The organism is Pseudomonas paracarnis, from assembly GCF_904063055.1.
Taxonomy (GTDB): domain Bacteria; phylum Pseudomonadota; class Gammaproteobacteria; order Pseudomonadales; family Pseudomonadaceae; genus Aquipseudomonas; species Aquipseudomonas paracarnis.
In genome coordinates this window covers 60,012-80,992 of record NZ_CAJFCN010000013.1, presented here as the reverse complement: position 1 = coordinate 80,992, position 20,981 = coordinate 60,012, and the positions used below count along the sequence as shown (strand labels likewise).

Annotated in this window: 23 protein-coding genes; 14 read left to right on the top strand and 9 right to left on the bottom strand. The window is 60.3% G+C overall.

The features are described 5' to 3' along the window. Positions 1-105: 105 nt before the first annotated feature. Both trpA and trpB read right to left on the bottom strand, forming a co-directional pair. A complete protein-coding gene (gene trpA, locus JMV15_RS23040) occupies positions 106-915 on the bottom strand; it encodes a tryptophan synthase subunit alpha (protein WP_014716305.1) in 810 nt (269 codons plus the stop codon). Then, on the bottom strand, positions 915-2,141 hold the full coding sequence (trpB, locus tag JMV15_RS23035; RefSeq protein WP_014716306.1) for a tryptophan synthase subunit beta: 1,227 nt from the start codon (positions 2,139-2,141) through the stop codon (positions 915-917). Before trpB ends, trpA begins: the two co-directional genes overlap by 1 nt. A 108-nt stretch (positions 2,142-2,249) precedes the next feature. On the opposite strand from trpB, the gene JMV15_RS23030 reads away from it, so the two are divergent. Next, positions 2,250-3,146, top strand: coding sequence for a LysR family transcriptional regulator (locus tag JMV15_RS23030; RefSeq protein ID WP_019816921.1), 897 nt, complete (start codon positions 2,250-2,252; stop codon positions 3,144-3,146). Between the two features lie 8 nt (positions 3,147-3,154). Here the strand turns inward: JMV15_RS23030 and JMV15_RS23025 are convergent, their stop codons facing one another. Then, on the bottom strand, positions 3,155-3,481 hold the full coding sequence (locus JMV15_RS23025; protein WP_003187304.1) for a DUF883 family protein: 327 nt from the start codon (positions 3,479-3,481) through the stop codon (positions 3,155-3,157). 157 nt (positions 3,482-3,638) lie between these two features. On the opposite strand from JMV15_RS23025, the gene JMV15_RS23020 reads away from it, so the two are divergent. Together JMV15_RS23020 and JMV15_RS23015 are read left to right on the top strand one after the other, a co-directional pair. Continuing rightward, positions 3,639-3,854 (top strand): dodecin, encoded by a 216-nt coding sequence (locus JMV15_RS23020; protein WP_005783406.1) that lies wholly within the window; start codon positions 3,639-3,641, stop codon positions 3,852-3,854. Positions 3,855-3,970: 116 nt separating this feature from the next. After that, positions 3,971-4,198 carry a DUF1161 domain-containing protein gene (locus JMV15_RS23015; protein ID WP_014716308.1) on the top strand — a complete coding sequence of 76 codons (228 nt, stop codon included), beginning with the start codon at positions 3,971-3,973 and terminating at the stop codon, positions 4,196-4,198. A 57-nt stretch (positions 4,199-4,255) separates the two neighbouring features. On the opposite strand, the gene JMV15_RS23010 is transcribed toward JMV15_RS23015, so the two are convergent. After that, a complete protein-coding gene (locus JMV15_RS23010; RefSeq protein ID WP_014716309.1) occupies positions 4,256-5,257 on the bottom strand; it encodes an LLM class flavin-dependent oxidoreductase in 1,002 nt (333 codons plus the stop codon). Positions 5,258-5,475: 218 nt separating this feature from the next. On the opposite strand from JMV15_RS23010, the gene JMV15_RS23005 reads away from it, so the two are divergent. Together JMV15_RS23005 and JMV15_RS23000 are read left to right on the top strand one after the other, a co-directional pair. Next, complete coding sequence (locus JMV15_RS23005) at positions 5,476-5,907, top strand: OsmC family protein (protein ID WP_003187311.1); 432 nt, start codon at positions 5,476-5,478, stop codon at positions 5,905-5,907. A gap of 212 nt (positions 5,908-6,119) precedes the next feature. Beyond that, positions 6,120-6,359 carry a DUF1161 domain-containing protein gene (locus tag JMV15_RS23000; RefSeq protein ID WP_003187312.1) on the top strand — a complete coding sequence of 80 codons (240 nt, stop codon included), beginning with the start codon at positions 6,120-6,122 and terminating at the stop codon, positions 6,357-6,359. Position 6,360: 1 nt separating this feature from the next. On the opposite strand, the gene JMV15_RS22995 is transcribed toward JMV15_RS23000, so the two are convergent. Beyond that, positions 6,361-6,783: a PA0061/PA0062 family lipoprotein gene (locus JMV15_RS22995; RefSeq protein WP_014716310.1), complete on the bottom strand. Its 423-nt coding sequence runs from the start codon at positions 6,781-6,783 to the stop codon at positions 6,361-6,363. 110 nt (positions 6,784-6,893) lie between these two features. Here JMV15_RS22995 and JMV15_RS22990 point away from each other — a divergent pair, with 110 nt between their 5' ends. Continuing rightward, a complete protein-coding gene (locus tag JMV15_RS22990; RefSeq protein WP_038448353.1) occupies positions 6,894-7,937 on the top strand; it encodes an aminopeptidase in 1,044 nt (347 codons plus the stop codon). A gap of 95 nt (positions 7,938-8,032) precedes the next feature. On the opposite strand, the gene JMV15_RS22985 is transcribed toward JMV15_RS22990, so the two are convergent. Together JMV15_RS22985 and JMV15_RS22980 are read right to left on the bottom strand one after the other, a co-directional pair. Continuing rightward, complete coding sequence (locus JMV15_RS22985) at positions 8,033-8,692, bottom strand: HAD family hydrolase (protein WP_038448355.1); 660 nt, start codon at positions 8,690-8,692, stop codon at positions 8,033-8,035. Next, positions 8,689-9,231, bottom strand: coding sequence for a gamma carbonic anhydrase family protein (locus JMV15_RS22980; RefSeq protein WP_038448357.1), 543 nt, complete (start codon positions 9,229-9,231; stop codon positions 8,689-8,691). Before JMV15_RS22980 ends, JMV15_RS22985 begins: the two co-directional genes overlap by 4 nt. A gap of 101 nt (positions 9,232-9,332) precedes the next feature. On the opposite strand from JMV15_RS22980, the gene prlC reads away from it, so the two are divergent. Further along, positions 9,333-11,384 (top strand): oligopeptidase A, encoded by a 2,052-nt coding sequence (prlC, locus tag JMV15_RS22975; protein WP_014716314.1) that lies wholly within the window; start codon positions 9,333-9,335, stop codon positions 11,382-11,384. Beyond that, positions 11,381-11,656 carry a YheV family putative zinc ribbon protein gene (locus tag JMV15_RS22970; RefSeq protein ID WP_014716315.1) on the top strand — a complete coding sequence of 92 codons (276 nt, stop codon included), beginning with the start codon at positions 11,381-11,383 and terminating at the stop codon, positions 11,654-11,656. Before prlC ends, JMV15_RS22970 begins: the two co-directional genes overlap by 4 nt. A gap of 35 nt (positions 11,657-11,691) precedes the next feature. Here JMV15_RS22970 and JMV15_RS22965 read toward each other — a convergent pair whose 3' ends face one another. Beyond that, positions 11,692-12,348: a dual specificity protein phosphatase family protein gene (locus tag JMV15_RS22965; RefSeq protein ID WP_038448359.1), complete on the bottom strand. Its 657-nt coding sequence runs from the start codon at positions 12,346-12,348 to the stop codon at positions 11,692-11,694. A 275-nt stretch (positions 12,349-12,623) separates the two neighbouring features. On the opposite strand from JMV15_RS22965, the gene JMV15_RS22960 reads away from it, so the two are divergent. The 6 genes from JMV15_RS22960 (at position 12,624) to JMV15_RS22935 (ending at position 20,202) form a co-directional block, all read left to right on the top strand. Beyond that, entirely contained in the window at positions 12,624-13,376 is a 753-nt protein-coding gene (locus JMV15_RS22960; protein WP_014716317.1) for a gluconate 2-dehydrogenase subunit 3 family protein, read from the top strand. 2 nt (positions 13,377-13,378) lie between these two features. Continuing rightward, positions 13,379-15,163: a GMC family oxidoreductase gene (locus JMV15_RS22955; RefSeq protein WP_014716318.1), complete on the top strand. Its 1,785-nt coding sequence runs from the start codon at positions 13,379-13,381 to the stop codon at positions 15,161-15,163. A 12-nt stretch (positions 15,164-15,175) separates the two neighbouring features. After that, positions 15,176-16,474 carry a cytochrome c gene (locus JMV15_RS22950; protein ID WP_014716319.1) on the top strand — a complete coding sequence of 433 codons (1,299 nt, stop codon included), beginning with the start codon at positions 15,176-15,178 and terminating at the stop codon, positions 16,472-16,474. Positions 16,475-16,556: 82 nt separating this feature from the next. After that, a complete protein-coding gene (locus tag JMV15_RS22945; protein WP_014716320.1) occupies positions 16,557-17,615 on the top strand; it encodes a PA0069 family radical SAM protein in 1,059 nt (352 codons plus the stop codon). A 228-nt stretch (positions 17,616-17,843) separates the two neighbouring features. Beyond that, entirely contained in the window at positions 17,844-18,575 is a 732-nt protein-coding gene (locus JMV15_RS22940) for a carbonic anhydrase (RefSeq protein ID WP_003187331.1), read from the top strand. Between the two features lie 85 nt (positions 18,576-18,660). Beyond that, complete coding sequence (locus JMV15_RS22935; protein ID WP_014716321.1) at positions 18,661-20,202, top strand: SulP family inorganic anion transporter; 1,542 nt, start codon at positions 18,661-18,663, stop codon at positions 20,200-20,202. 67 nt (positions 20,203-20,269) lie between these two features. Here JMV15_RS22935 and JMV15_RS22930 read toward each other — a convergent pair whose 3' ends face one another. Then, a complete protein-coding gene (locus JMV15_RS22930; RefSeq protein ID WP_003187334.1) occupies positions 20,270-20,917 on the bottom strand; it encodes a hypothetical protein in 648 nt (215 codons plus the stop codon). Between the last annotated feature and the right edge of the window lie 64 nt (positions 20,918-20,981).

The window sequence follows — 20,981 nt, the reverse complement described above, 5'->3', positions numbered from 1 at the left end:
GAAGGTGGTTAGACGGCAAAGGGCACGAAGTGCGATAAAAAAGGAGGTGGGCGACATGCCCACCTCCTTTGAAGCCTAGCGTATGAGCTGCGGTCGTTGTGCAGTTTACTTGCGTGCGTTGCGAACACCTTCCGACAGCGCCGCGCACAGGGTCAGTACGCCATCAATGGCTTGCTGGTCGTTCTTGGCCGTGGCGATGTGATCGATCAGCGCCGAACCCACTACCACCCCGTCTGCCAGGCGTGCGATGGCCGCTGCCTGGTCCGGTGTGCGGATACCAAAGCCGATGCTGATCGGCAGGTCGGTATGACGGCGCAGGCGGGTCACGGCTTCTTCGACGTGTTCCAGAGTGGCGGCGCCCGCCCCGGTAACACCGGCGACCGACACGTAATACACAAACCCGGAGCTGCCATTGAGCACAGTAGGCAGGCGCACATCATCGGTGGTCGGCGTGGTCAGGCGGATAAAGTCGATGCCTGCGGCCTGGGCCGGGTCGCACAGCTCGCCGTTGTGCTCGGGGGGCATGTCCACCACGATCAGGCCGTCGACGCCAGCTGCCTTGGCATCGGCAATGAACTGCGACACGCCATATTTATGGATCGGGTTGAAATAGCCCATCAACACCAGCGGCGTGTCGTTGTTGTCCTGGCGGAACTCGCGAACCATCTGCAGGGTTTTCAACAGGTTCTGTTTGGCGGCCAGCGCGCGGATATTGGCCAGTTGAATGGCCGGGCCGTCGGCCATCGGGTCGGTGAAGGGCATGCCCAGTTCGATCACGTCGGCGCCAGCGGCCGGCAAGCCCTTGAGGATCGCCAGCGAGGTGTCATAGCCGGGGTCGCCAGCGGTGACGAAGGTCACCAGGGCGGCGCGGTTTTGTTCTTTAAGTTGCGCAAAGCGCGTTTGCAGGCGGCTCATCAGTGTTTCTCCTGCTTGGACTGTTCCATATGGTGCATCACGGTCTGCATGTCTTTGTCGCCACGGCCCGAGAGATTGACCACCATCAGATGATCCTTGGGCAAGTTTGGCGCGCGCTTGAATACTTCAGCCAGGGCGTGGGCGCTTTCCAGGGCAGGAATGATCCCTTCCAGGCGGCAGCATTTGTGGAAGGCTTCCAGGGCTTCGTCGTCCGTTACCGAGGTGTATTGGACGCGGCCAATGTCATGCAACCAGGCGTGTTCCGGGCCGATGCCGGGGTAGTCCAGGCCTGCGGAAATCGAGTGGGCGTCGATGATCTGGCCGTCGTCGTCCTGCAGCAGGAAGGTGCGATTGCCGTGCAGCACGCCCGGGACGCCGCCGTTGAGGCTGGCGGCGTGCTTGCCGGTTTCGATGCCATGGCCTGCGGCTTCAACGCCGATGATCTCGACGCTGGTGTCATCCAGGAACGGGTGGAACAGGCCCATGGCGTTGGAACCGCCGCCGATGCACGCCACCAGGCTGTCCGGCAGGCGGCCTTCCTGGGCTTGCAGCTGGGTGCGGGTTTCCTTGCCGATCACTGCCTGGAAGTCGCGCACCATCGCCGGGTATGGGTGTGGGCCGGCCACGGTGCCGATCAGGTAGAAGGTGCTGTCGACGTTGGTGACCCAGTCGCGCAGGGCTTCGTTCATGGCGTCTTTGAGGGTGCCGGTGCCGGCGACCACGGGGATGACCTCGGCGCCCAGCAGCTTCATGCGAAACACGTTGGCCTGCTGGCGCTCGATGTCGGTGGTGCCCATGTAGATCACGCATTGCAGGCCAAAGCGCGCCGCCACAGTTGCGGTGGCCACGCCGTGCATGCCGGCGCCGGTCTCGGCGATGATGCGTTTCTTGCCCATGCGCCGGGCCAGCAGGATCTGGCCGATGCAGTTGTTGATCTTGTGCGCGCCGGTGTGGTTGAGCTCTTCGCGCTTGAGGTAGATCTTGGCGCCGCCGCAGAACTCGGTGAGGCGTTCGGCAAAGTACAGCGGGCTTGGGCGTCCGACATAATCGCGCTGAAAGTAGGCCAATTCTTCGTTAAACGCCGGATCTACCTTCGCCGCTTCGTATTCACGGGCTAGGTCGAGAATCAACGGCATCAGGGTTTCAGCGACGTAGCGGCCGCCGAACGCACCAAACAGGCCGTTGGCGTCGGGGCCGTTGCGTAGATCGGTCTGGGACTGAGTCATGGGACGCTCCAGGAAAAATGTGTTTAAAGGCAATGGCGGTCACTCTACTCGTGACGCCCTGGCCTGAAAACCGATAAGATCGCCGTAACCTGTCAGGAAAACTCACAGATGAGTCGTGATCTCCCGCCCCTTAATGCCCTGCGCGCTTTTGAAGCCACTGCTCGCCTTAACAGCGTCAGCCAGGCTGCACAGCTATTGCACGTGACCCACGGTGCGGTCAGCCGGCAGTTGAAAGTACTGGAGGAGCATTTGGGCGTGAGCCTGTTCGTCAAGGATGGGCGCGGCCTTAAACTCACAGATGCTGGCGTCAGGCTACGAGATGCCAGCAGCGAGGCTTTTGAGCGGTTGCGCGACGTGTGCGCCGAACTCACCCAACGCGGCGCTGATGCGCCCTTCGTTCTTGGCTGTTCAGGCAGCTTGCTGGCGCGTTGGTTTATCCCTCGGCTGGGGCGGTTGAATGCCGACTTGCCGGATTTACGCCTGCACCTGTCGGCGGGCGAAGGCGATCTGGACCCGCGCCGTCCGGGGCTGGATGCCCTGCTGGTATTCGCTGAGCCGCCTTGGCCGGCGGACATGCAAGTGTATGAACTGGCCAGCGAGCGTATCGGCCCGGTCTTGAGCCCCCGCTTCGCCGGTTTTGAACACCTGCGTCAGGCCCCAGCGTCGGAACTGCTGGAGCAACCCTTGCTTCACACCACGTCAAGGCCGCAAGCCTGGCCCAGTTGGGCACGGCAACACGGCATCGAACCCGGTGCGCTGAAGCTCGGCCAGGGGTTTGAGCATTTGTATTATTTACTGGAAGCGGCGGTTGCCGGCTTGGGAGTGGCAATTGCGCCAGAACCGCTGGTGGCAGAGGACCTGCGAGCGGGTCGCCTGGTGGCGCCGTGGGGGTTCAGTGAAACCCCGGCGCACCTGGCGTTGTGGCTACCCAAGCGCGCCGCAGACGGGCGCGCCGGGCAGTTGGCGCAATGGCTCAAGGCTGAGCTGTTGCGTCAACCGGTGTAACCGGTCAATCAGTCACCGCGCTTGCACAGCAGGTAAGCCGCCAGCAGGCCCAGCGCGCCCACGGCGACGCCAGCGGTCGTCCATGGGTGCTCTTGTGCGTAGTCACGGGTGGCAGCGCTGGTTTCGCGGATTTTGACTTTGCTTTCTTCGTAGGCGTCGCTGATCAGATGGCGAGAGTGCTTGAGCGCGTTCTCGGCATTGCTCTTCAAGGCCTTCAGCGTTTTGCGCGACTCATCGGACGCGTCGTCCTTGAGGCTCTCCAGAGATTTGAGCAGGCTCGAAATCTCGGCTTCCATGCTTTCCAGCGACGCTTTGCGTAAAGAAGTGTTGGCCATGTGGACATCTCCTGAAGTGATTGAGTGGCGTGTGTAGATACCGACTGCGCCGGTTTCAGAAAGTGCAGTAATTCTGAACTTTCGCCTCCCAACGGTCGCCTGAAGCAGTACGCACATTCGCTGCTAGTCTTGATTGACGACCTAAAGGAGAAACGCCATGAGTGATCATCACACGTACAAGAAAGTCGAACTGGTAGGCTCTTCCACCACCAGCATCGAAGACGCGATCAACAATGCCCTGGCCGAAGCCAACAAGAGCATCAAGCATCTGGAATGGTTTGAGGTGACCGAAACCCGTGGTCACATCAAGGATGGCAAGGCTGCACACTTCCAGGTCACGCTCAAAGTGGGATTCCGCATTGCCAGTAGTTGATCGGCAGAGTTGAACTTTGCCCGCTGGCCGATTGCCATAACCTGCGCTACAAACAACGGGTGCCGACGCGATGAGCGTCGGCACGCTCTTTTTGATCAGCGCAAGGAAAGTAACGGATGAAGAAGTTTCTGTTAGCGGTAGGGTTGTTGAGCATTGCGGGTACCGCTATGGCGGCGGGCAAGCCTTGTGAAGAGTTGAAAAGCGAAATCGCAGCGAAAATCGACGCCAAGGGCGCTTCGGGGTATTCGCTGGAAGTGGTGGACAAAGGTGCTACGCCAAGTGACCACACAGTGGTTGGCACCTGCGAAGGTGGCACCAAGGAAATTGCCTACAAGCGCGGTTAATCTCGTGTTGTGGACATAAAAACCGACGCAAGTGCGTCGGTTTTTTTCGCTTGGATTTCAGCCCTTCATCACTTGTGCGAGCAGCTCGTAGGAATGAATCCGGTCGGCGTGCTCATACAGGTCACTGGTAAAAATCAGCTCATCAGCGCCGGTCTGCTCGATCAACACCTCCAGCTTGCCGCGAATCTTCGCCGGGCTGCCCACCATGGCCAGGCCGAGGAAGCTGCCCACCGCGTCTTTTTCGTGAGGCAACCACAGGCCGTCCATGGTTTTTACTGGAGGGCGCTGCACCAGGCTCTGGCCGCGCATCAACGCGAGAATACGCTGGTACACCGAGGTGGCCAGGTAATCGGCCTGCTCATCGGTGTCCGCGGCCACCAGCGGAATGCCGAGCATCACGTAGGGCTTGTCCAGCACCGCCGAAGGCTTGAAGTGATTGCGGTACACGCGAATTGCTTCGTGCATCAGGCGCGGCGCGAAATGGGAGGCGAAGGCGTAAGGCAAGCCACGCTCACCGGCCAATTGCGCGCTGAACAGGCTTGAACCCAGCAGCCACACTGGCACATTGGTGCCGGTCCCCGGTACCGCGATAACCCGTTGGTCGGGCGTACGCGGGCCCAAGTAGGCCATCAGCTCGGCCACATCTTCGGGGAAGTCATCGGCACTGCCGGAGCGTTCACGGCGTAGGGCGCGGGCGGTCATCTGGTCGGAACCGGGGGCGCGCCCCAGGCCCAGGTCGATACGGCCAGGGTAGAGGCTTTCCAGGGTGCCGAACTGCTCGGCGATCACCAGTGGCGCGTGGTTAGGCAGCATCACCCCGCCGGAACCCACGCGAATGGTCGAGGTGCCGCCTGCCAGGTAACCGAGCAGTACCGAGGTAGCCGAACTGGCGATACCGTCCATATTGTGGTGCTCGGCTACCCAGAAACGGTGGTAACCGAACTTCTCCACATGCTGGGCCAGGTCCAGGGAATTACGCAGGGACTGCGCCGGGTTGCCGTCGGCGCGCACGGGCACGAGGTCAAGGGTCGAGAATTTTACGTCGGACAGCGATTTCATCAGCCTGCTTCTCCAATAGGGCGTACAGGCTTTTTTAAACGAGCTAAAACCTGCCGCTGCATGTGCATACCCTATGCAATGAGGGCATATACCCGAGATTCAATAGTAACCGCCAAATTTCCTACTTAATCACTAGGTTTTTCTTACAAGTGAACTTTGCCGCGGCGTCTATCCTCAGAACCCTTACCGACGCAAAACCACCGTTCGAGGAGAAAGCTATGAGTATCGTTAAAAAGGCATCCGCGCATTGGGAAGGTGACCTGAAGACTGGCCTGGGCTCCATTTCCACGGAAACCGGCGTGCTGCGCGAAGCGCCCTACGGCTTCAAGGCCCGCTTCGAGGGCGGCAAGGGTACCAACCCTGAAGAATTGATCGGCGCGGCTCACGCCGGCTGTTTCTCCATGGCGTTTTCCATGATTCTTGGCGACGCCGGGCTCAAGGCTGACAGTATCGACACCCAGGCCGAAGTGACCCTGGACCAGGTCGAGGGCGGCTTTGCGATTACAGCAGTGCATCTGATCCTGAAGGCCAAAATTCCAGGCGCGAGCCAGGCGCAGTTCGATGAACTGAGCAAAAAGGCCAAGGAAGGATGCCCGGTGTCCAAGGTGCTGAATGCAACCATCACCTTGGATGCCACGCTGGTCAACTGACACAGCAGTCATCTTATGTGGGAGCGGGCTTGCTCGCGAATGCGGTGGATCAGCCGATATCTTCGGTGCCTGATACTGCGTATTCGCGAGCAAGCCCGCTCTCACATTTTTGGTGCTGCGTTAAATTAGAACTCGTGTTTGCAAAATGTGGTCGAATAGCCCATGCAGCCTAGGCGCACACTCGTGCGCAGCGCATTCAGGGAGCTCCACACATGAAACGTTTTGCCTTGGCAATCATCTGCGGTGTATTGGCCACTTCGGCCGTGGCCGCGCCAAAAGATTGTGAAGAGCTCAGGAAAGAAATCGAAGTGAAGATCCAGGCCAAGGCGATTCCGTCCTACACCCTGGAAATCATCACCGCCGAAGAAGCCAAGAACCATGACGAAGCCATGATTGTCGGCTCATGCGAAAACGGCACCAAGCGCATCATCTATCAAAAGAACAACGACTGATTCAGATGCAGTTCACGCTGCGCTCTTCGGCCAATAGCTGGCGGGTTGAGTCGTACAGCCGGATGTTGGGCGTGAACGCCAGTGATCGCCCTTCCAGCACATAGTGCTGGCCGGCCTGAAAGTGGTCGTACTGCAGCGTCATGAAGCAGGTGCGATACATCATCTGGCTGAGGCCACCCAGGCCGCCGCCGGCGGGCACTTCAAAGTCAAAGCGCACCATCAGCTCGTGAGGGCCGGGAGGCATTTGAAAAAAGCGCCCGTCGTCGAGGTTTTTCCCGTCCAGGCGCTGAGCCATCACCAACTTGGAACCCGGTGTCGGCGTGGTGAAATCCACCCAGGCCTGCTGCGGGTCCACAGGGGGGATGGGGGTATAGGCGCAAGCGCTGAGGAACACAGCGGCGAGGGGAAGCACAAGCTGGCGCATGGCAGGTACTCAACACAAAGAGAGGCTTGAGTATAAACACGCCATGCCGTGGAAAAATCCCCTGCAAGCGCGATAGTCTGGCGAACCCATCATCCAGGAGCAGTCAGGGCATGATCAGGCGTTTTCTTCCAGGGCTGATGGTTGTGCTGCTCAGCGGCTGCTCCAGTGTCAGTTATTACAGCCAGTTGGCGAGTGGCCAGTGGCAGCTGTTGCGGGCCCGGGAGCCGGTTGCTGAGGTCATCGCCGACCCTGCTCGCCCGCCAGTGCTGCGCGAGCATCTGGCTCAATCGCAGAGAGCCCGAACCTTTGCCAGTGAACAGCTGCATCTGCCTGACAACCAAAGTTATCGGCTGTATGCCGATATCGGCCGGCCCTATGTGGTCTGGAATGTCTTTGCCACGCAGGAATTTTCTCTGTCACCACAGAACCATTGCTTTCCCATCGCCGGTTGCGTCGCCTATCGCGGCTACTACAACCAAGGCGCTGCGCGGGGCGAGGCGGCGCTGTTGCGGCAGCAGGGCATGGATGTGTCGATTGGTGGCGTGGAGGCCTATTCCACCCTGGGCTGGTTCAACGACCCGATCATGAGTTCGATGATGAGCTGGGGCGATGAGCGCCTCGCCACGCTGATCTTCCATGAGCTGGCCCACCAGCGCTTCTACGTGAAGGACGACACCGAGTTCAACGAGTCCTATGCCAGTTTTGTCGAGCAGGAAGGCACCCGACAATGGCGTGCGGCGCGGGGCCTGGCGCCTGTCGGCGATGCGGCGTTGAAGCAACGCGATCAATTTATCCGGCTGATTCTCGATACCCGCAAACGTCTGGAGGCGTTGTACGCGCAGCCGTTGGCGGCGGACGCCATGCGCCGGGCCAAAGCGGCGCAATTCGAGCAGTTGCGTAGCGAATACCGGCACCTGCGCGATAGCCAATGGGGTGGTGACAAGCGTTATGACGCCTGGATCAACCAGCCGATGAATAACGCGCGGCTTTTGCCGTTTGGGTTGTATGACCAATGGGTGCCGGCGTTTGCGGCGTTGTTTGCGCGGGAAGGCGGGGATTGGGTGAGGTTTTATGCGGCGGTGGAGAAGTTGGGTGAGCTGCCGGTGGAGCAGCGTAAGGCGGCGTTGAGGCAGTTGGTGAGGGTTGGCCGTTAGGGCCTTATCGCAGGCAAGCCAGCTCCCACAGTTGACCGATTTTCAACATGAGAATACGGTCAACTGTGGGCGCTGGCTTGCCTGCGAAAGCGGTCTCAAGGACGCTGCAAAAACGCCTGATGCATCTGCTCCAACGTCTCGAAATGCCAGGTCGGCGCCTCGGCATTCAGCTCTTCAAAACTACCAAACCCATACCCCACGGCGACCGAATCCAGACCATTACTGCGTGCCCCGATCAGGTCATGCTTGCGATCACCGATCATCAAGGTGGTGGCCGGGTCCAGTCGTTCCTCACGCATCAAATGCGCGATCAATTCCACCTTGTTGGTACGCGTGCCGTCCAACTCGCTGCCGTAGATCACCTTGAAGTGCTTGGCAAAGTCGAAATGCCGCGCAATCTCGCGGGCAAATTCCCACGGTTTGGAGGTGGCGATGTACAGCTGGCGCCCTTGGCTGTTCAACTCTTCCAACAACGGCATGACCCCGTCGAACACGCGGTTTTCATACAGTCCGGTAACCTTGAAGCGCTCGCGGTAGAAATTCACCGCCTCCCATGCCTTGGCCTCGTCGAAGGCGTAAAACTGCATGAACGCCTGCAACAAGGGCGGGCCGATGAAGTGTTCGAGCTTGGTCAGGTCGGGCTCATCAATGCCCAGTTTGGCCAGGGCGTACTGGATCGAACGGGTAATGCCCTCGCGCGGGTCGGTGAGGGTGCCGTCCAGGTCGAACAGGACGGTGGGGTGATGCAGGGTCATTGATCGAATCCTTCGGCCAGGTGCAGGTCTTTGAGCTTCACGTAGTTCGCCGCGCTGTAGGTGAAAAAGGCGCGCTCTTTGTCAGTCAATGCGCGGATCTGTTTAACCGGGCTGCCCACATATAAAAAGCCGCTGTCGAGTTTCTTGCCTGGCGGCACCAGGCTGCCGGCACCGATGATCACGTCGTCTTCAACCACGGCGCCATCCATCACGATACTGCCCATGCCGATCAGGACGCGGCTACCCACGGTGCAGCCATGCAGCATGACCTTATGGGCGATGGTCACATCGTCGCCGATCAGCAACGGGTAACCCTGCGGATTGAACGGCCCGGCATGGGTGATGTGCAGCACGCAGCCGTCTTGCACGCTGGTGCGCGCACCGATGCGGATGCGGTGCATGTCGCCGCGAATCACGGTCAGCGGCCAAACCGAGCTGTCAGTGCCGATTTCGACATCGCCGATCACCACCGCCGAAATATCGACAAACGCCCCGGCGCCGAGGGTCGGCGTGTGGTTCTGATAGGTGCGAAGGGTCACGATAGCCTCTCTCTGTTGTGCTGATAGCTGCGGTGGGTGTTGATTGTAATTAAGATGGCCCCATCTTTGTTCTACATGTTTCTTCAGCCAAGGTGCCCACCGTGAGCGCGAACAACCCTCTTTTGCAGTCCTACGACCTGCCGCCGTTCTCGGCGATCCGTGCCGAGCACGTCCAGCCGGCCATCGAACAGATCCTCGCCGACAACCGCGTGGCAATCGCAGAGATCCTGCAAAGCCAGGGTAAAAATCCGACGTGGGCCGGCCTGGTCCTGGCCATGGATGAACTCAATGATCGCCTCGGCGCGGCCTGGAGCCCGGTCAGCCATCTCAATGCCGTGTGCAACAGCGCCGAACTGCGCGAAGCCTACGAGGCGTGCCTGCCGGCCTTGAGCGCTTACTCCACCGAAATGGGCCAGAACCGTGAGCTGTTCCAGGCCTTCGAAGCCCTGGCCAACAGCCCGGAAGCTGCCGGTTTCGATGTGGCACAAAAAACCATTCTGGAGCACTCCCTGCGTGACTTCCGCCTGTCGGGTATCGACTTGCCGCCGGAGCAGCAAAAACGCTACGCCGAGGTACAGAGCAAGCTATCCGAGCTGGGCAGCAAATTCTCCAACCAGTTGCTGGACGCCACCCAGGCCTGGACCAAACACGTCACCGATGAAGCCACCCTCGCCGGCCTGACCGATTCGGCCAAGGCGCAAATGGCCGCCGCCGCTCAGGCCAAGGGCCTCGACGGCTGGCTGATCACCTTGGAATTCCCCAGCTACTACGCCGTCATGACCTACGCCCAGGACCGTGCCCTGCGTGAAGAGGTGTACGCCGCCTACTGCACCCGTGCCTCGGACCAAGGCCCGAATGCCGGTCAGAACGATAACGGCCCGGTGATGGAACAGATCCTCGACCTGCGTCAGGAACTGGCCCAATTGCTGGGTTATGCGTCGTTCTCCGAGCTGAGCCTGGCCACCAAGATGGCCGAGTCCAGCGACCAGGTGCTCAGCTTCCTGCGTGACCTGGCCAAGCGCAGCAAGCCGTTTGCCGCCCAGGACCTGCAGCAACTCAAGGCCTATGCCGCCGAGCAAGGCTGCGCCGATCTGCAAAGCTGGGACAGCGGTTTCTACGGCGAAAAACTGCGTGAGCAGCGCTACAGCGTGTCCCAGGAAGCGCTACGCGCCTACTTCCCCATCGACAAAGTGCTGGGCGGCCTGTTTGCCATTGTGCAGCGCCTGTACGGCATCGAGATCGCCGAGCTTAAAGGCTTCGACACCTGGCACCCGGATGTGCGCTTGTTCGAGATCAAGGAGAACGGCGAGCACGTCGGACGTTTCTTCTTCGACCTGTACGCCCGCGCCAACAAGCGTGGCGGTGCCTGGATGGATGGCGCCCGTGACCGCCGCCGTACCGTTGATGGCGTGCTGCAAAGCCCCGTCGCCAACCTGGTGTGCAACTTCACTCCGGCCGACAGCGGCAAGCCTGCCCTGCTGACCCACGATGAAGTCACCACCCTGTTCCACGAATTCGGCCATGGCCTGCATCACCTGCTCACCCGCGTGGAACATGCCGGCGTATCCGGTATCAACGGTGTGGCGTGGGACGCGGTGGAACTGCCGAGCCAATTCATGGAGAACTGGTGCTGGGAGCCTGAAGGCCTGGCGCTGATCTCCGGCCACTACGAAACCGGCGAGCCCCTGCCCCAGGACTTGCTGGAGAAAATGCTCGCGGCGAAAAATTTCCAGTCCGGCCTGATGATGGTGCGTCAGCTGGAGTTCTCACTGTTCGACTTTGAACTGCACGCCACCCATGGCGATGGTCGCAGTGTGGCCCAGGTGCTTGAAGGCGTGCGCGATGAAGTCTCGGTCATGCGCCCACCGGCCTACAACCGCTTCCCCAACAGCTTCGCTCACATCTTCGCCGGCGGTTATGCGGCGGGCTACTACAGCTACAAGTGGGCCGAAGTGCTGTCGGCGGATGCGTTCTCCAAGTTTGAGGAAGACGGCGTGCTCAACGCCCAGACCGGGCGTGCGTTCCGTGAAGCCATCCTGGCGCGTGGCGGTTCCCAGGCACCGATGGTGCTGTTCGTCGACTTCCGCGGACGCGCGCCGTCGATTGACGCACTCTTGCGCCACAGCGGCCTGAGTGAGGACGCAGCAGCATGAGTGAAGGGCCTGTGATCACCAAAAAGCAATTTATCGCCGGGGCGGTCTGCCCGGCGTGCAGCGAGCCGGACAAGTTGAAGATGTGGACCGAAAACAGCGTGCCGCACCGCGAATGCGTGGCCTGCGGGTATACCGATACGCTGAATGATCAAGGCCTGTCGGTGCCCAAGGAGTTGGGCACTAGGGTCAATACCACCGCGTTGAAAGCGCCGGCGGATCCTAAAGTGCAGGCAGTGCAGTTCTTCCCGAACCCGAAGCTGAAAAAAGACTAAAACCGCACTCACTGTAGGAGCGAGCAAGCTCGCTCCTACAATTTTTTCTCTTGCTGGCCCGTTGTGGTGATCCAGTCTTTCATTGAGCACAACGCAAAGGCGCTGGTGCTGCAATCCCCATTCGCCAAAGCTGTACGCAACTTGTCGACATCAGCTTTTATCATGTAGCGAACGCCGTCCTTGAAACCATTGCTGCTGCCAAAGCCGCCCAAGGTCATTTCGTTCAGCGCGTCCTCCTTGCTCCACCCTTGAACCACCACCCGATACATCGCTGCCATCAGGCCGGTGCGGTCGGCGCCGTGTTTGCAATGCATCAACACCGGGCCATCGGCCTCTGCTGCCTGAATCGCCCTGATCGCCGCCAGCACGTCGGCATCGTCGACGTGGTTGGTGCGATAACTCAACTGCACCTGTTTGATATCAGATGATTGGAGCCACTGCGCATCAGATTCCGGCAGGAAGTTGATGACCGTAGCGATCTTGAGCGTGTGCAACAGCGGCAGCGCACGCTCGTCCGGCAATGCACTGCGATAGAGCGTGGGTGTCATTTGATGCAGGTTGTATTGGTTACCCACCGGCTGGGCCCATTCCGGCGAGCGGATCGACGCAGCCTCATCGGCTTGTACGGTGTTGAGCAGGCTCATGAGCGCCAGGCCGAGAGCGAGCAGTATGCGTGTGCGTGTGTTGAACATGAACGTTGTGACCGAGCGAGGAAGTGGTTGATGGGCCACAGGCTCACTCACGGCGGGTCAATAAGGCGTGAGGTTCGCGTCAAAGAATCGTGATACTTGCTATCTGATCCGGTGTTTTTGTCGCCGAATTGACGCCTCTGAATTCTTAGCCTGCTATCATTTGTAACTAATGTTTGCCATTGTGCTGTATCTGCGTGGATCCAATTAGCCGCAAAGCCTTCACGCTGCTCCCAGAAGCGGCGGATAAACCCGTGACCACATGATGAGGTGTACCTATGTCTGATCAAGATCAAGACAACCCCCGGCGTGACTTTTTACGCAAATCCTTGACCTTGATCCCGGTGGTCACGGTTGCCAGCACTGGCCTTGGCGGTTCGATGTTGATGGCCACTCCGGCACCGGCCCAGGCCGAGCCGGCCAAACCTGCGGCGAGCGATAAAGCCTATGAGCCGAGCTATTTCACGGCCGAGGAATGGGCGTTTATCAACGCCGCCGTCGAGCGCTTGATTCCCGCTGACGCCCAGGGACCCGGTGCCTTGGAGGCTGGCGCGCCGGAATACATCGACCGCCAGATGAACACCCCTTACGCCAGTGGCGCTCTGTGGTTCATGCAAGGCCCGTTCAATGCCGATGCGGCGCCGGAGATGGGCTGGCAGAGCAAATTGGTGCCCAAGGAGATCTATCGCCTGGGTATTGCTGCGACGGATGCCTGGTCGAAAGCGTTCAACGGTAAAGCTTTTGCTGCGCAAGACAGCGCTACCCGAGACGATATGCTCAGGCGTCTGGAGGCTGGCGGCAGCGAAGTGGCGGCGCATTTCGACGCGGTGCCGCCCAAGATGTTCTTCAACCTTTTGCTGCAAAACACCAAGGAAGGCTTCTTCTGCGACCCTATCCACGGCGGTAATAAAGGCATGGTCGGCTGGACCATGATCGGCTTCCCCGGCGCCCGCGCCGACTTCATGGATTGGGTGGAACGCAACGAGCAATACCCCTTCCCGGCTGTTTCCATTCGCGGTGAGAGGGCATAAACGTGGCGACCATCATGAAGAAAGTGGATGCAGTGATTGTGGGCTTCGGCTGGACGGGCGCGATCATGGCCAAGGAGCTGACGGAAGCGGGCCTCAACGTGGTAGCGCTGGAGCGCGGCCCGATGCAGGACACTTACCCAGACGGCAACTATCCCCAGGTCATCGACGAACTGACCTACAGCGTGCGTAAGAAGCTGTTCCAGGACATCTCCAAAGAAACGGTGACCATTCGCCACAGCGTGAATGACGTTGCCCTGCCCAATCGCCAGTTGGGCGCATTCCTGCCGGGTAACGGTGTTGGTGGTGCGGGGCTGCACTGGTCGGGCGTGCATTTTCGCGTCGACCCGATTGAGCTGCGCATGCGCAGCCATTACGAAGAGCGCTACGGGAAGAACTTCATTCCCAAGGACATGACCATCCAGGACTTCGGCGTCAGCTATGAAGAGCTGGAGCCGTTTTTCGATTATGCGGAAAAAGTCTTTGGCACCTCCGGGCAAGCCTGGACGGTCAAGGGCCAACTGGTCGGCGAAGGCCGTGGCGGCAACCCCTACGCGCCGGATCGCTCCAACCCGTTCCCGCTTGCGGCGCAGAAAAATACCGTCTCCGCCCAGCTGTTTCAGAAAGCGGCGACCGACGTAGGTTACAAACCTTACAACCTGCCTTCGGCCAACACGTCGGGGCCGTACACCAACCCCTACGGTGCGCAGATGGGCCCGTGCAACTTCTGCGGTTTTTGCAGTGGCTACGTGTGCTACATGTATTCCAAAGCCTCGCCGAACGTGAACATCCTGCCGGCCTTGCGCCAGGTGCCCAACTTCGAGCTGCGGCCCAATTCCCACGTGCTCAAGGTCAACCTCGACAGCACCAAGAAGAAAGCCACCGGCGTGACCTACATCGACGCCCAGGGCCGCGAATGTGAACAACCGGCCGACCTGGTGATTCTTGGCGCATTCCAGTTCCATAACGTGCGCCTGATGCTGCTGTCGGGCATCGGCAAGCCCTACGACCCGATTACCAACGAGGGTGTGGTAGGCCGCAACTTCGCCTACCAGAACATGGGCACCATCAAGGCGTTCTTCGACAAGGACACCCACACCAACAACTTTATCGGCGCGGGCGGCAATGGCGTGGCCATCGACGACTTCAACGCCGACAACTTTGACCATGGCCCCCATGGCTTTGTGGGGGGGTCGCCGATGTGGGTCAACCAGGCGGGCAGCCGGCCGATTGCCGGTACGTCCAACCCGCCGGGCACCCCGGCGTGGGGCAGTGCCTGGAAGCGCGCCACCGCCGATTACTACACCCATCAAGTCTCAATGGATTCTCACGGTGCCCATCAGTCCTACCGCAGCAACTACCTGGATCTGGACCCGGTTTACCGCGATGCCTACGGCCTGCCGCTGCTGCGCATGACCTTCGACTGGCAAGAAAACGACATCAAGATGAACCGCTTCATGATGGAAAAAATGGGCAAAGTGGCCCAGGCCATGAACCCCAAGGCCATCGCCGTGCTGGGTAAAAAGGTCGGTGAGCATTTCAATACCGCCTCCTACCAGACCACCCACCTCAACGGTGGCGCGATCATGGGTACCGACCCGAAAACCAGTGCGTTGAACCGCTACTTGCAGAGCTGGGATGTGCACAACGTCTTCGTCCCTGGTGCCTCCGCTTTCCCACAAGGCTTGGGCTACAACCCTACCGGCCTGGTGGCAGCGTTGACCTATTGGTCGGCTCGCGCGATTCGCGAGCAGTACCTCAAAAACCCCGGCCCACTGGTTCAGGCATAAGGAGCGATGACCATGAAAGCATTCGTTATTGCCTCCCTGGCGCTGTTCAGCAGCTGCTCGATCAGCGCTGCCGAAACCGATCTGATCAAACAGGGTGAATACCTGGCGCGGGCCGGCGACTGTGTTGCCTGCCATACCGCCAAGGGTGGCAAGCCCTTCGCTGGCGGCCTGCCGATGGAAACACCGATTGGCGTGATCTATTCCACCAACATCACCCCGGACAAGACCGGCCTGGGCGACTACAGCTTCGAGGATTTCGACAAGGCCGTGCGCCATGGCGTCGCCAAGAACGGTAGTACGCTTTACCCGGCGATGCCCTACCCGTCTTACGCGCGCGTCAGCGACAGCGATATGCAAGCGTTGTATGCGTACTTCATGAAGGGGGTCGAACCGGTCGCCCAGGAAAACAAGGACAGCGATATTCCCTGGCCCCTGAGCATGCGTTGGCCGTTGGCGGCCTGGCGCTGGATGTTTGCCCCGGCAGTCGAGGCGCATCAGCCGCAAGCCGCTGCCGACCCGGTGATCGATCGCGGTGCCTACCTGGTGGAAGGTCTCGGACATTGCGGCGCCTGCCATACGCCGCGTGCCCTGACCATGCAGGAAAAAGCCCTGAGTGCCACGGACGGCAGCGCCTTCCTGTCTGGCAGTGCGCCGTTGGAAGGCTGGATTGCCAAAAGCCTGCGCGGCGACCACAAGGACGGTCTCGGCAGCTGGAGCGAGGAGCAGTTGGTGCAGTTCCTCAAGACCGGTCGCAGCGACCGCAGCGCGGTATTCGGTGGCATGAGTGATGTGGTCGTGCACAGCATGCAGTACATGTCGGAAGATGACCTGACCGCCATCGCCCGTTACCTCAAGAGCCTGCCGGCGGTCGATCCCAAGGATCAGCCGCACCAGTACGACAAGCAGGTAGCGCAAGCGTTGTGGAAGGGGGACGACAGCAAGCCGGGTGCGTCGGTGTATATCGACAACTGCGCGGCCTGCCACCGTACCGACGGCCATGGCTATACGCGGGTATTCCCGGCGCTGGCGGGCAACCCGGTGTTGCAGACGGCAGATGCCACGTCGTTGATCAACATTGTGTTGAACGGCGGCACCTTGCCGGCCACCCATGCGGCGCCGTCAACCTTCACCATGCCGGCGTTTGCCTGGCGTCTGTCGGACCAGGAAGTGGCGGATGTGGTCAGTTTTATCCGTGGCAGTTGGGGCAACCAGGGCGCACCGGTCAAGGCGAGCGATGTGGCGGATCTGCGCAAAAACGATCTGCACACCACCTCGGGCGATGACCTGGGGCAGGTGACGCAAAAGCACTGATAAGTTCGCTGGCCGCCCAACGGCACTGGTCAGAAGCTTCGCGCCTCGATACTGTATATAAAAACAGTATCGAGGCGTTTTCATGTCTACTGCGCTGCCGCCCCGTGGCCGGGGTACGGCCACTAACCTGCACAATCGCTTTGCACCCACCGTCAGCGTGGCCGAGGACGACGGTTGGTACCAGGAAGTGCCGCCGACCCAAGGCACCGAAGTGCGTATCGAAACGGCCAAGACCATCATCACCCGCAACACCTCCCCGGACTTGCCGTTTGATCGGTCCATCAATCCGTATCGCGGTTGTGAACATGGTTGCATCTACTGCTATGCACGGCCAAGCCACGCCTATTGGGACATGTCGCCCGGGCTGGACTTTGAAACCAGATTGATTGCCAAGAGCAACGCGGCCGATGTGCTGGAACAGCAGTTGTCGAAGCCGGGCTACGTGTGTGCGCCGATCAACCTGGGCTCCAATACCGATCCGTACCAGCCAATCGAGCGCGAATACCGGATCACCCGGCAAACCCTTCAAGTCCTGCTGCGCTACCGCCACCCAGTGACGATCATCACCAAGGGCTCGCTGATCCTGCGCGACCTCGACCTGCTGACCGAGTTGGCCCGCCAGCGCCTGGTGGCGGTGATGATCAGCCTCACCAGCCTGGACGATGAGCTCAAGCGCATCCTGGAACCGCGCACCGCAGCGCCCAAGGCACGGCTGCGGGCGATTCGGGTAATGCGCGACGCGGGTATCCCGGTGGGCGTGCTGTGCTCGCCAATGATCCCGATGATCAACGACAGCGAGCTGGAGAGCCTGCTTACCGAAGCTCACGCGGCCGGCGCACAAAGCGCGGCGTATATGATGCTGCGCCTGCCGTTGGAGGTGGCGCCGTTATTCGAGGAGTGGTTGGCGGCCCATTACCCCCAGCGTGCGGCCCATGTGATGAGCCTGGTGCGCCAGGTGCGCGGGGGTGAGGTGTATGACAGCCGGTTTGGCGTGCGCATGCGTGGTGAGGGGCCGTTTGCCGATTTGCTGGCGCAGCGTTTCAGCAAGGCAATCAAGCGCCTGGGGCTGAATCGGCGGGAAGGGTTCAACCTCGATTGCACGGTGTTTTGCCCACCGGGCAGGCAGATGGCTTTGTTGTAGACTGATGGAGAGACACGCACCTTTGCTGTAGGAATAGTCGCGTTTTGATATCACTGAAACCCGCGTTCTAGAGCGGTTCATTCAGTTTGAGTTAAGTTTCGACGGTTACCTTGTTCAGCGAGTGACTGATGAGTCGGCGGCCTGGCCGGTGCTTGTTTTACAACTATTTCACCGCCATGGCGTCGAACTGACCTGAACCCTCCCCTGCATTGATCAAGAGGATGAATCATGAGTGACAAGGATAAACAGCCGTTGGCTGCGTCGGCTTCAGCCCCTCAGGTGGCGGAATCCGCCGATGCAGCGCTGCAGCATATCGTTGACGGCTTTTTGCATTTCCATCACGACGTCTTCCCCCAGCAGGAAGAACTCTTCAAGAAACTCGCCACCGCCCAGAGCCCACGGGCGATGTTCATCACCTGCGCCGACTCGCGCATCGTGCCCGAGCTGATTACCCAAAGCTCCCCAGGCGACCTGTTCGTGACCCGTAACGTCGGTAACGTGGTGCCGCCTTACGGCCAGATGAACGGTGGTGTTTCCACCGCTATCGAGTACGCGGTGCTCGCCCTTGGCGTACAGCACATCATCGTGTGCGGGCATTCGGACTGCGGCGCCATGCGTGCGGTGCTCAACCCCGACAGCCTGGAGAAGATGCCAACGGTCAAGGCCTGGTTGCGTCACGCCGAGGTCGCCAAGACAATGGTCCATGACAACTGCGACTGCGCCAACGAAGGCGAGAGCATGGCGGTGCTGACCGAAGAAAACGTCATCGCCCAACTGCAACATTTGCGCACCCACCCTTCCGTGGCTTCGCGCATGGCCAATGGTCATTTGTTTATCCATGGTTGGATCTACAACATCGAGACCAGCGAAATCCGGGCCTACGATGCGGACAAAGCGGCGTTCCGACCGCTGAACGGCACCGAGCCGATCCCTTCAGCGACGCCTAAAGCGCGCTTCTAAAACACTTCCCTGCCGGGTAATGCGGTGGCTGCCATGGATGCAGCCAGGCTTTACCGCGCCCGGCGAATGCCTCGGGAGAGTCATCATGCGTGCTGCTCAATTGAAAGCTGTATTGCCACGGGAGCTGCTCGCCTCGGTGGTTGTTTTTCTGGTCGCCTTGCCACTGTGCATGGGCATCGCGATTGCGTCCGGCATGCCGCCGGCCAAAGGCCTGATCACTGGCATCATCGGCGGCTTGGTGGTGGGCTGGTTGGCCGGCTCGCCGCTGCAAGTCAGCGGCCCGGCGGCGGGTCTGGCGGTACTGGTGTTCGAACTGGTGCGCCAGCACGGCATGCTGATGCTGGGGCCGATCCTGTTGCTGGCCGGCTTCCTGCAATTGGTGGCCGGGCGTTTGCGCCTGGGCTGCTGGTTTCGCGTTACCGCGCCGGCGGTGGTCTACGGCATGTTGGCCGGCATTGGCGTGTTGATCGTGCTGTCGCAGATCCATGTGATGCTCGACGGCGCGCCCAAGCCGTCAGGGCTGGATAACCTGGCTGGCTTCCCGGCAGCGCTGGCTGAAGCGATTCCTACCTTCGGCGGCGGTCTCGGCTGGCAGGCTGGCGTACTCGGCCTGTCGACGATGTTGGTGATGTACCTGTGGGACAAATTCCGCCCGCAACAACTGCGGTTTGTGCCTGGCGCGTTGCTTGGCGTGGGCCTGGCGACCGTCGCCAGCCTGGTGCTGGCGTTGCAGGTCAAGCGCGTGGAAGTCCCGGAAAACCTGGCGGACGCTATCGACTGGCTGCGCCCCAGCGACCTGCTGAACCTGGCAGATCCACAGCTTTTGATCGCGGCATTCGCCGTGGCGTTTATTGCCAGTGCCGAAACCCTGCTGTCTGCCGCAGCGGTGGACCGTATGCACAGTGGTCAACGTTCCGATTTCGACAAGGAATTGTCGGCCCAAGGCGTGGGCAACATGCTCTGCGGCCTGGTGGGTGCATTGCCAATGACCGGCGTGATCGTACGCAGCTCGGCTAACGTCCAGGCTGGTGCTACCACGCGTCTGTCGGCGATGTTCCATGGCCTGTGGTTGCTGGGTTTCGTGCTTTTGCTGTCGAGCGTGCTGCAGAGCATTCCGGTCGCGAGCCTGGCGGGTGTGCTGGTATACACCGGGATCAAGCTGGTAGACGTCAAGGCGTTCAAGGCGCTGGGGCGCTATGGGCGGATGCCGATGTTCACCTATGCGGCCACCGCCCTGGCAATCATCTTTACCGATTTGCTGACCGGCGTGCTGGTGGGTTTCGGGCTCACATTGCTCAAGTTGGCCTTCAAGGCCTCGCGCCTGAAAGTCAGCCTGATCGACCTGCCCCAGGAAGGTGAGATGGAGCTGCGTTTGACGGGGGCGGCGACCTTTCTGAAGGTGCCGGCGTTGACTCAGGTGTTGTCGGCGGTGCCTGCGGGGACCACCCTGCATGTGCCGTTGAGCAACTTGAGTTACATCGACCACTCTTGCCTGGAGTTGCTAGAAGAATGGGGCCGGGCCAACGCGGCCAAGGGCTCGACGTTGGTGATCGAGGCGCGTGGGTTGAAGCGTCGGCTGGAAGGTCGGGTGCGGACAACGGTGGGGATCGGCTCAGCGCCTGCCTGACCGCTCAAAAAACTGTGGGAGCCGGGCTTGCCCGGCTCCCACATTGGATCCCTATCGGATCTGAAGTCTACGCAGGCTGATCCAGCGACAGCTCAACCCCAAGCTGGCGCGACAGGCATGGCCAGCGCTTCCAGGACGCTTCGGTCTGCGGGCTCTTGAGCTGTTCGCGATAGGCCTCGACCGACTCCAGCGCAAAGCTTTCCTCGTTAAGCATCTCATCCACCGCCAGGTGCACGGCTTCATCCAATTGATTGGCGAAGTCTTCACCGATCAGTTGATGGGCGATCACGTTGGCCACGGTGGTATCCGCTGGAATCAACGGCTGGCCAAAATGCTTGATATACAGATCGTTTACTTCTTCGACCAGGCGATGCGCCAGGTAGGCCTCATCCAGCAGGCCATCAAGGCCGTCGTGGCCGGCCAGAATCGCTGGCGGCTGCAGGAAGAAATGTTCAGCGATTTTCAGTACCGGTTTGATCTGGCTTTCAATCCCGGCCTCACGGGCCACGTCATTGGCGGCGTCGAGCAAATCAGGAACCAGGTCGATGTAAGCGGTCACAAAACGGGTCATGACCATGTTGCGATCACCGTCAGCCAGGGCGATGGACGAATGCAGGTGCGGCACTTGTTTTTTCAGCTGGCTGACGAGCTGGCCGGTGCTGGCTTCGTGTTGATGGGCACGGGAAATCTGCTCGCGCAATGCGGCGGTGTTCATGAGGGCTCCAGTGAAGCAGGCGTAGGAAAAGGGAGAAGATAAGGTAGTTCGTTTATACGAGCGC

Bases quoted from the DNA above. Each gene is read 5' to 3' on its own strand.
- trpA (WP_014716305.1), bottom strand. From the start codon at position 915: ATGAGCCGCCTGCAAACGCGCTTTGCGCAACTTAAAGAACAAAACCGC.
- trpB (WP_014716306.1), bottom strand. From the start codon at position 2,141: ATGACTCAGTCCCAGACCGATCTACGCAACGGCCCCGACGCCAACGGC.
- JMV15_RS23030 (WP_019816921.1), top strand. From the start codon at position 2,250: ATGAGTCGTGATCTCCCGCCCCTTAATGCCCTGCGCGCTTTTGAAGCC.
- JMV15_RS23025 (WP_003187304.1), bottom strand. From the start codon at position 3,481: ATGGCCAACACTTCTTTACGCAAAGCGTCGCTGGAAAGCATGGAAGCC.
- JMV15_RS23020 (WP_005783406.1), top strand. From the start codon at position 3,639: ATGAGTGATCATCACACGTACAAGAAAGTCGAACTGGTAGGCTCTTCC.
- JMV15_RS23015 (WP_014716308.1), top strand. From the start codon at position 3,971: ATGAAGAAGTTTCTGTTAGCGGTAGGGTTGTTGAGCATTGCGGGTACC.
- JMV15_RS23010 (WP_014716309.1), bottom strand. From the start codon at position 5,257: ATGAAATCGCTGTCCGACGTAAAATTCTCGACCCTTGACCTCGTGCCC.
- JMV15_RS23005 (WP_003187311.1), top strand. From the start codon at position 5,476: ATGAGTATCGTTAAAAAGGCATCCGCGCATTGGGAAGGTGACCTGAAG.
- JMV15_RS23000 (WP_003187312.1), top strand. From the start codon at position 6,120: ATGAAACGTTTTGCCTTGGCAATCATCTGCGGTGTATTGGCCACTTCG.
- JMV15_RS22995 (WP_014716310.1), bottom strand. From the start codon at position 6,783: ATGCGCCAGCTTGTGCTTCCCCTCGCCGCTGTGTTCCTCAGCGCTTGC.
- JMV15_RS22990 (WP_038448353.1), top strand. From the start codon at position 6,894: ATGATCAGGCGTTTTCTTCCAGGGCTGATGGTTGTGCTGCTCAGCGGC.
- JMV15_RS22985 (WP_038448355.1), bottom strand. From the start codon at position 8,692: ATGACCCTGCATCACCCCACCGTCCTGTTCGACCTGGACGGCACCCTC.
- JMV15_RS22970 (WP_014716315.1), top strand. From the start codon at position 11,381: ATGAGTGAAGGGCCTGTGATCACCAAAAAGCAATTTATCGCCGGGGCG.
- JMV15_RS22965 (WP_038448359.1), bottom strand. From the start codon at position 12,348: ATGTTCAACACACGCACACGCATACTGCTCGCTCTCGGCCTGGCGCTC.
- JMV15_RS22960 (WP_014716317.1), top strand. From the start codon at position 12,624: ATGTCTGATCAAGATCAAGACAACCCCCGGCGTGACTTTTTACGCAAA.
- JMV15_RS22950 (WP_014716319.1), top strand. From the start codon at position 15,176: ATGAAAGCATTCGTTATTGCCTCCCTGGCGCTGTTCAGCAGCTGCTCG.
- JMV15_RS22945 (WP_014716320.1), top strand. From the start codon at position 16,557: ATGTCTACTGCGCTGCCGCCCCGTGGCCGGGGTACGGCCACTAACCTG.
- JMV15_RS22940 (WP_003187331.1), top strand. From the start codon at position 17,844: ATGAGTGACAAGGATAAACAGCCGTTGGCTGCGTCGGCTTCAGCCCCT.
- JMV15_RS22935 (WP_014716321.1), top strand. From the start codon at position 18,661: ATGCGTGCTGCTCAATTGAAAGCTGTATTGCCACGGGAGCTGCTCGCC.
- JMV15_RS22930 (WP_003187334.1), bottom strand. From the start codon at position 20,917: ATGAACACCGCCGCATTGCGCGAGCAGATTTCCCGTGCCCATCAACAC.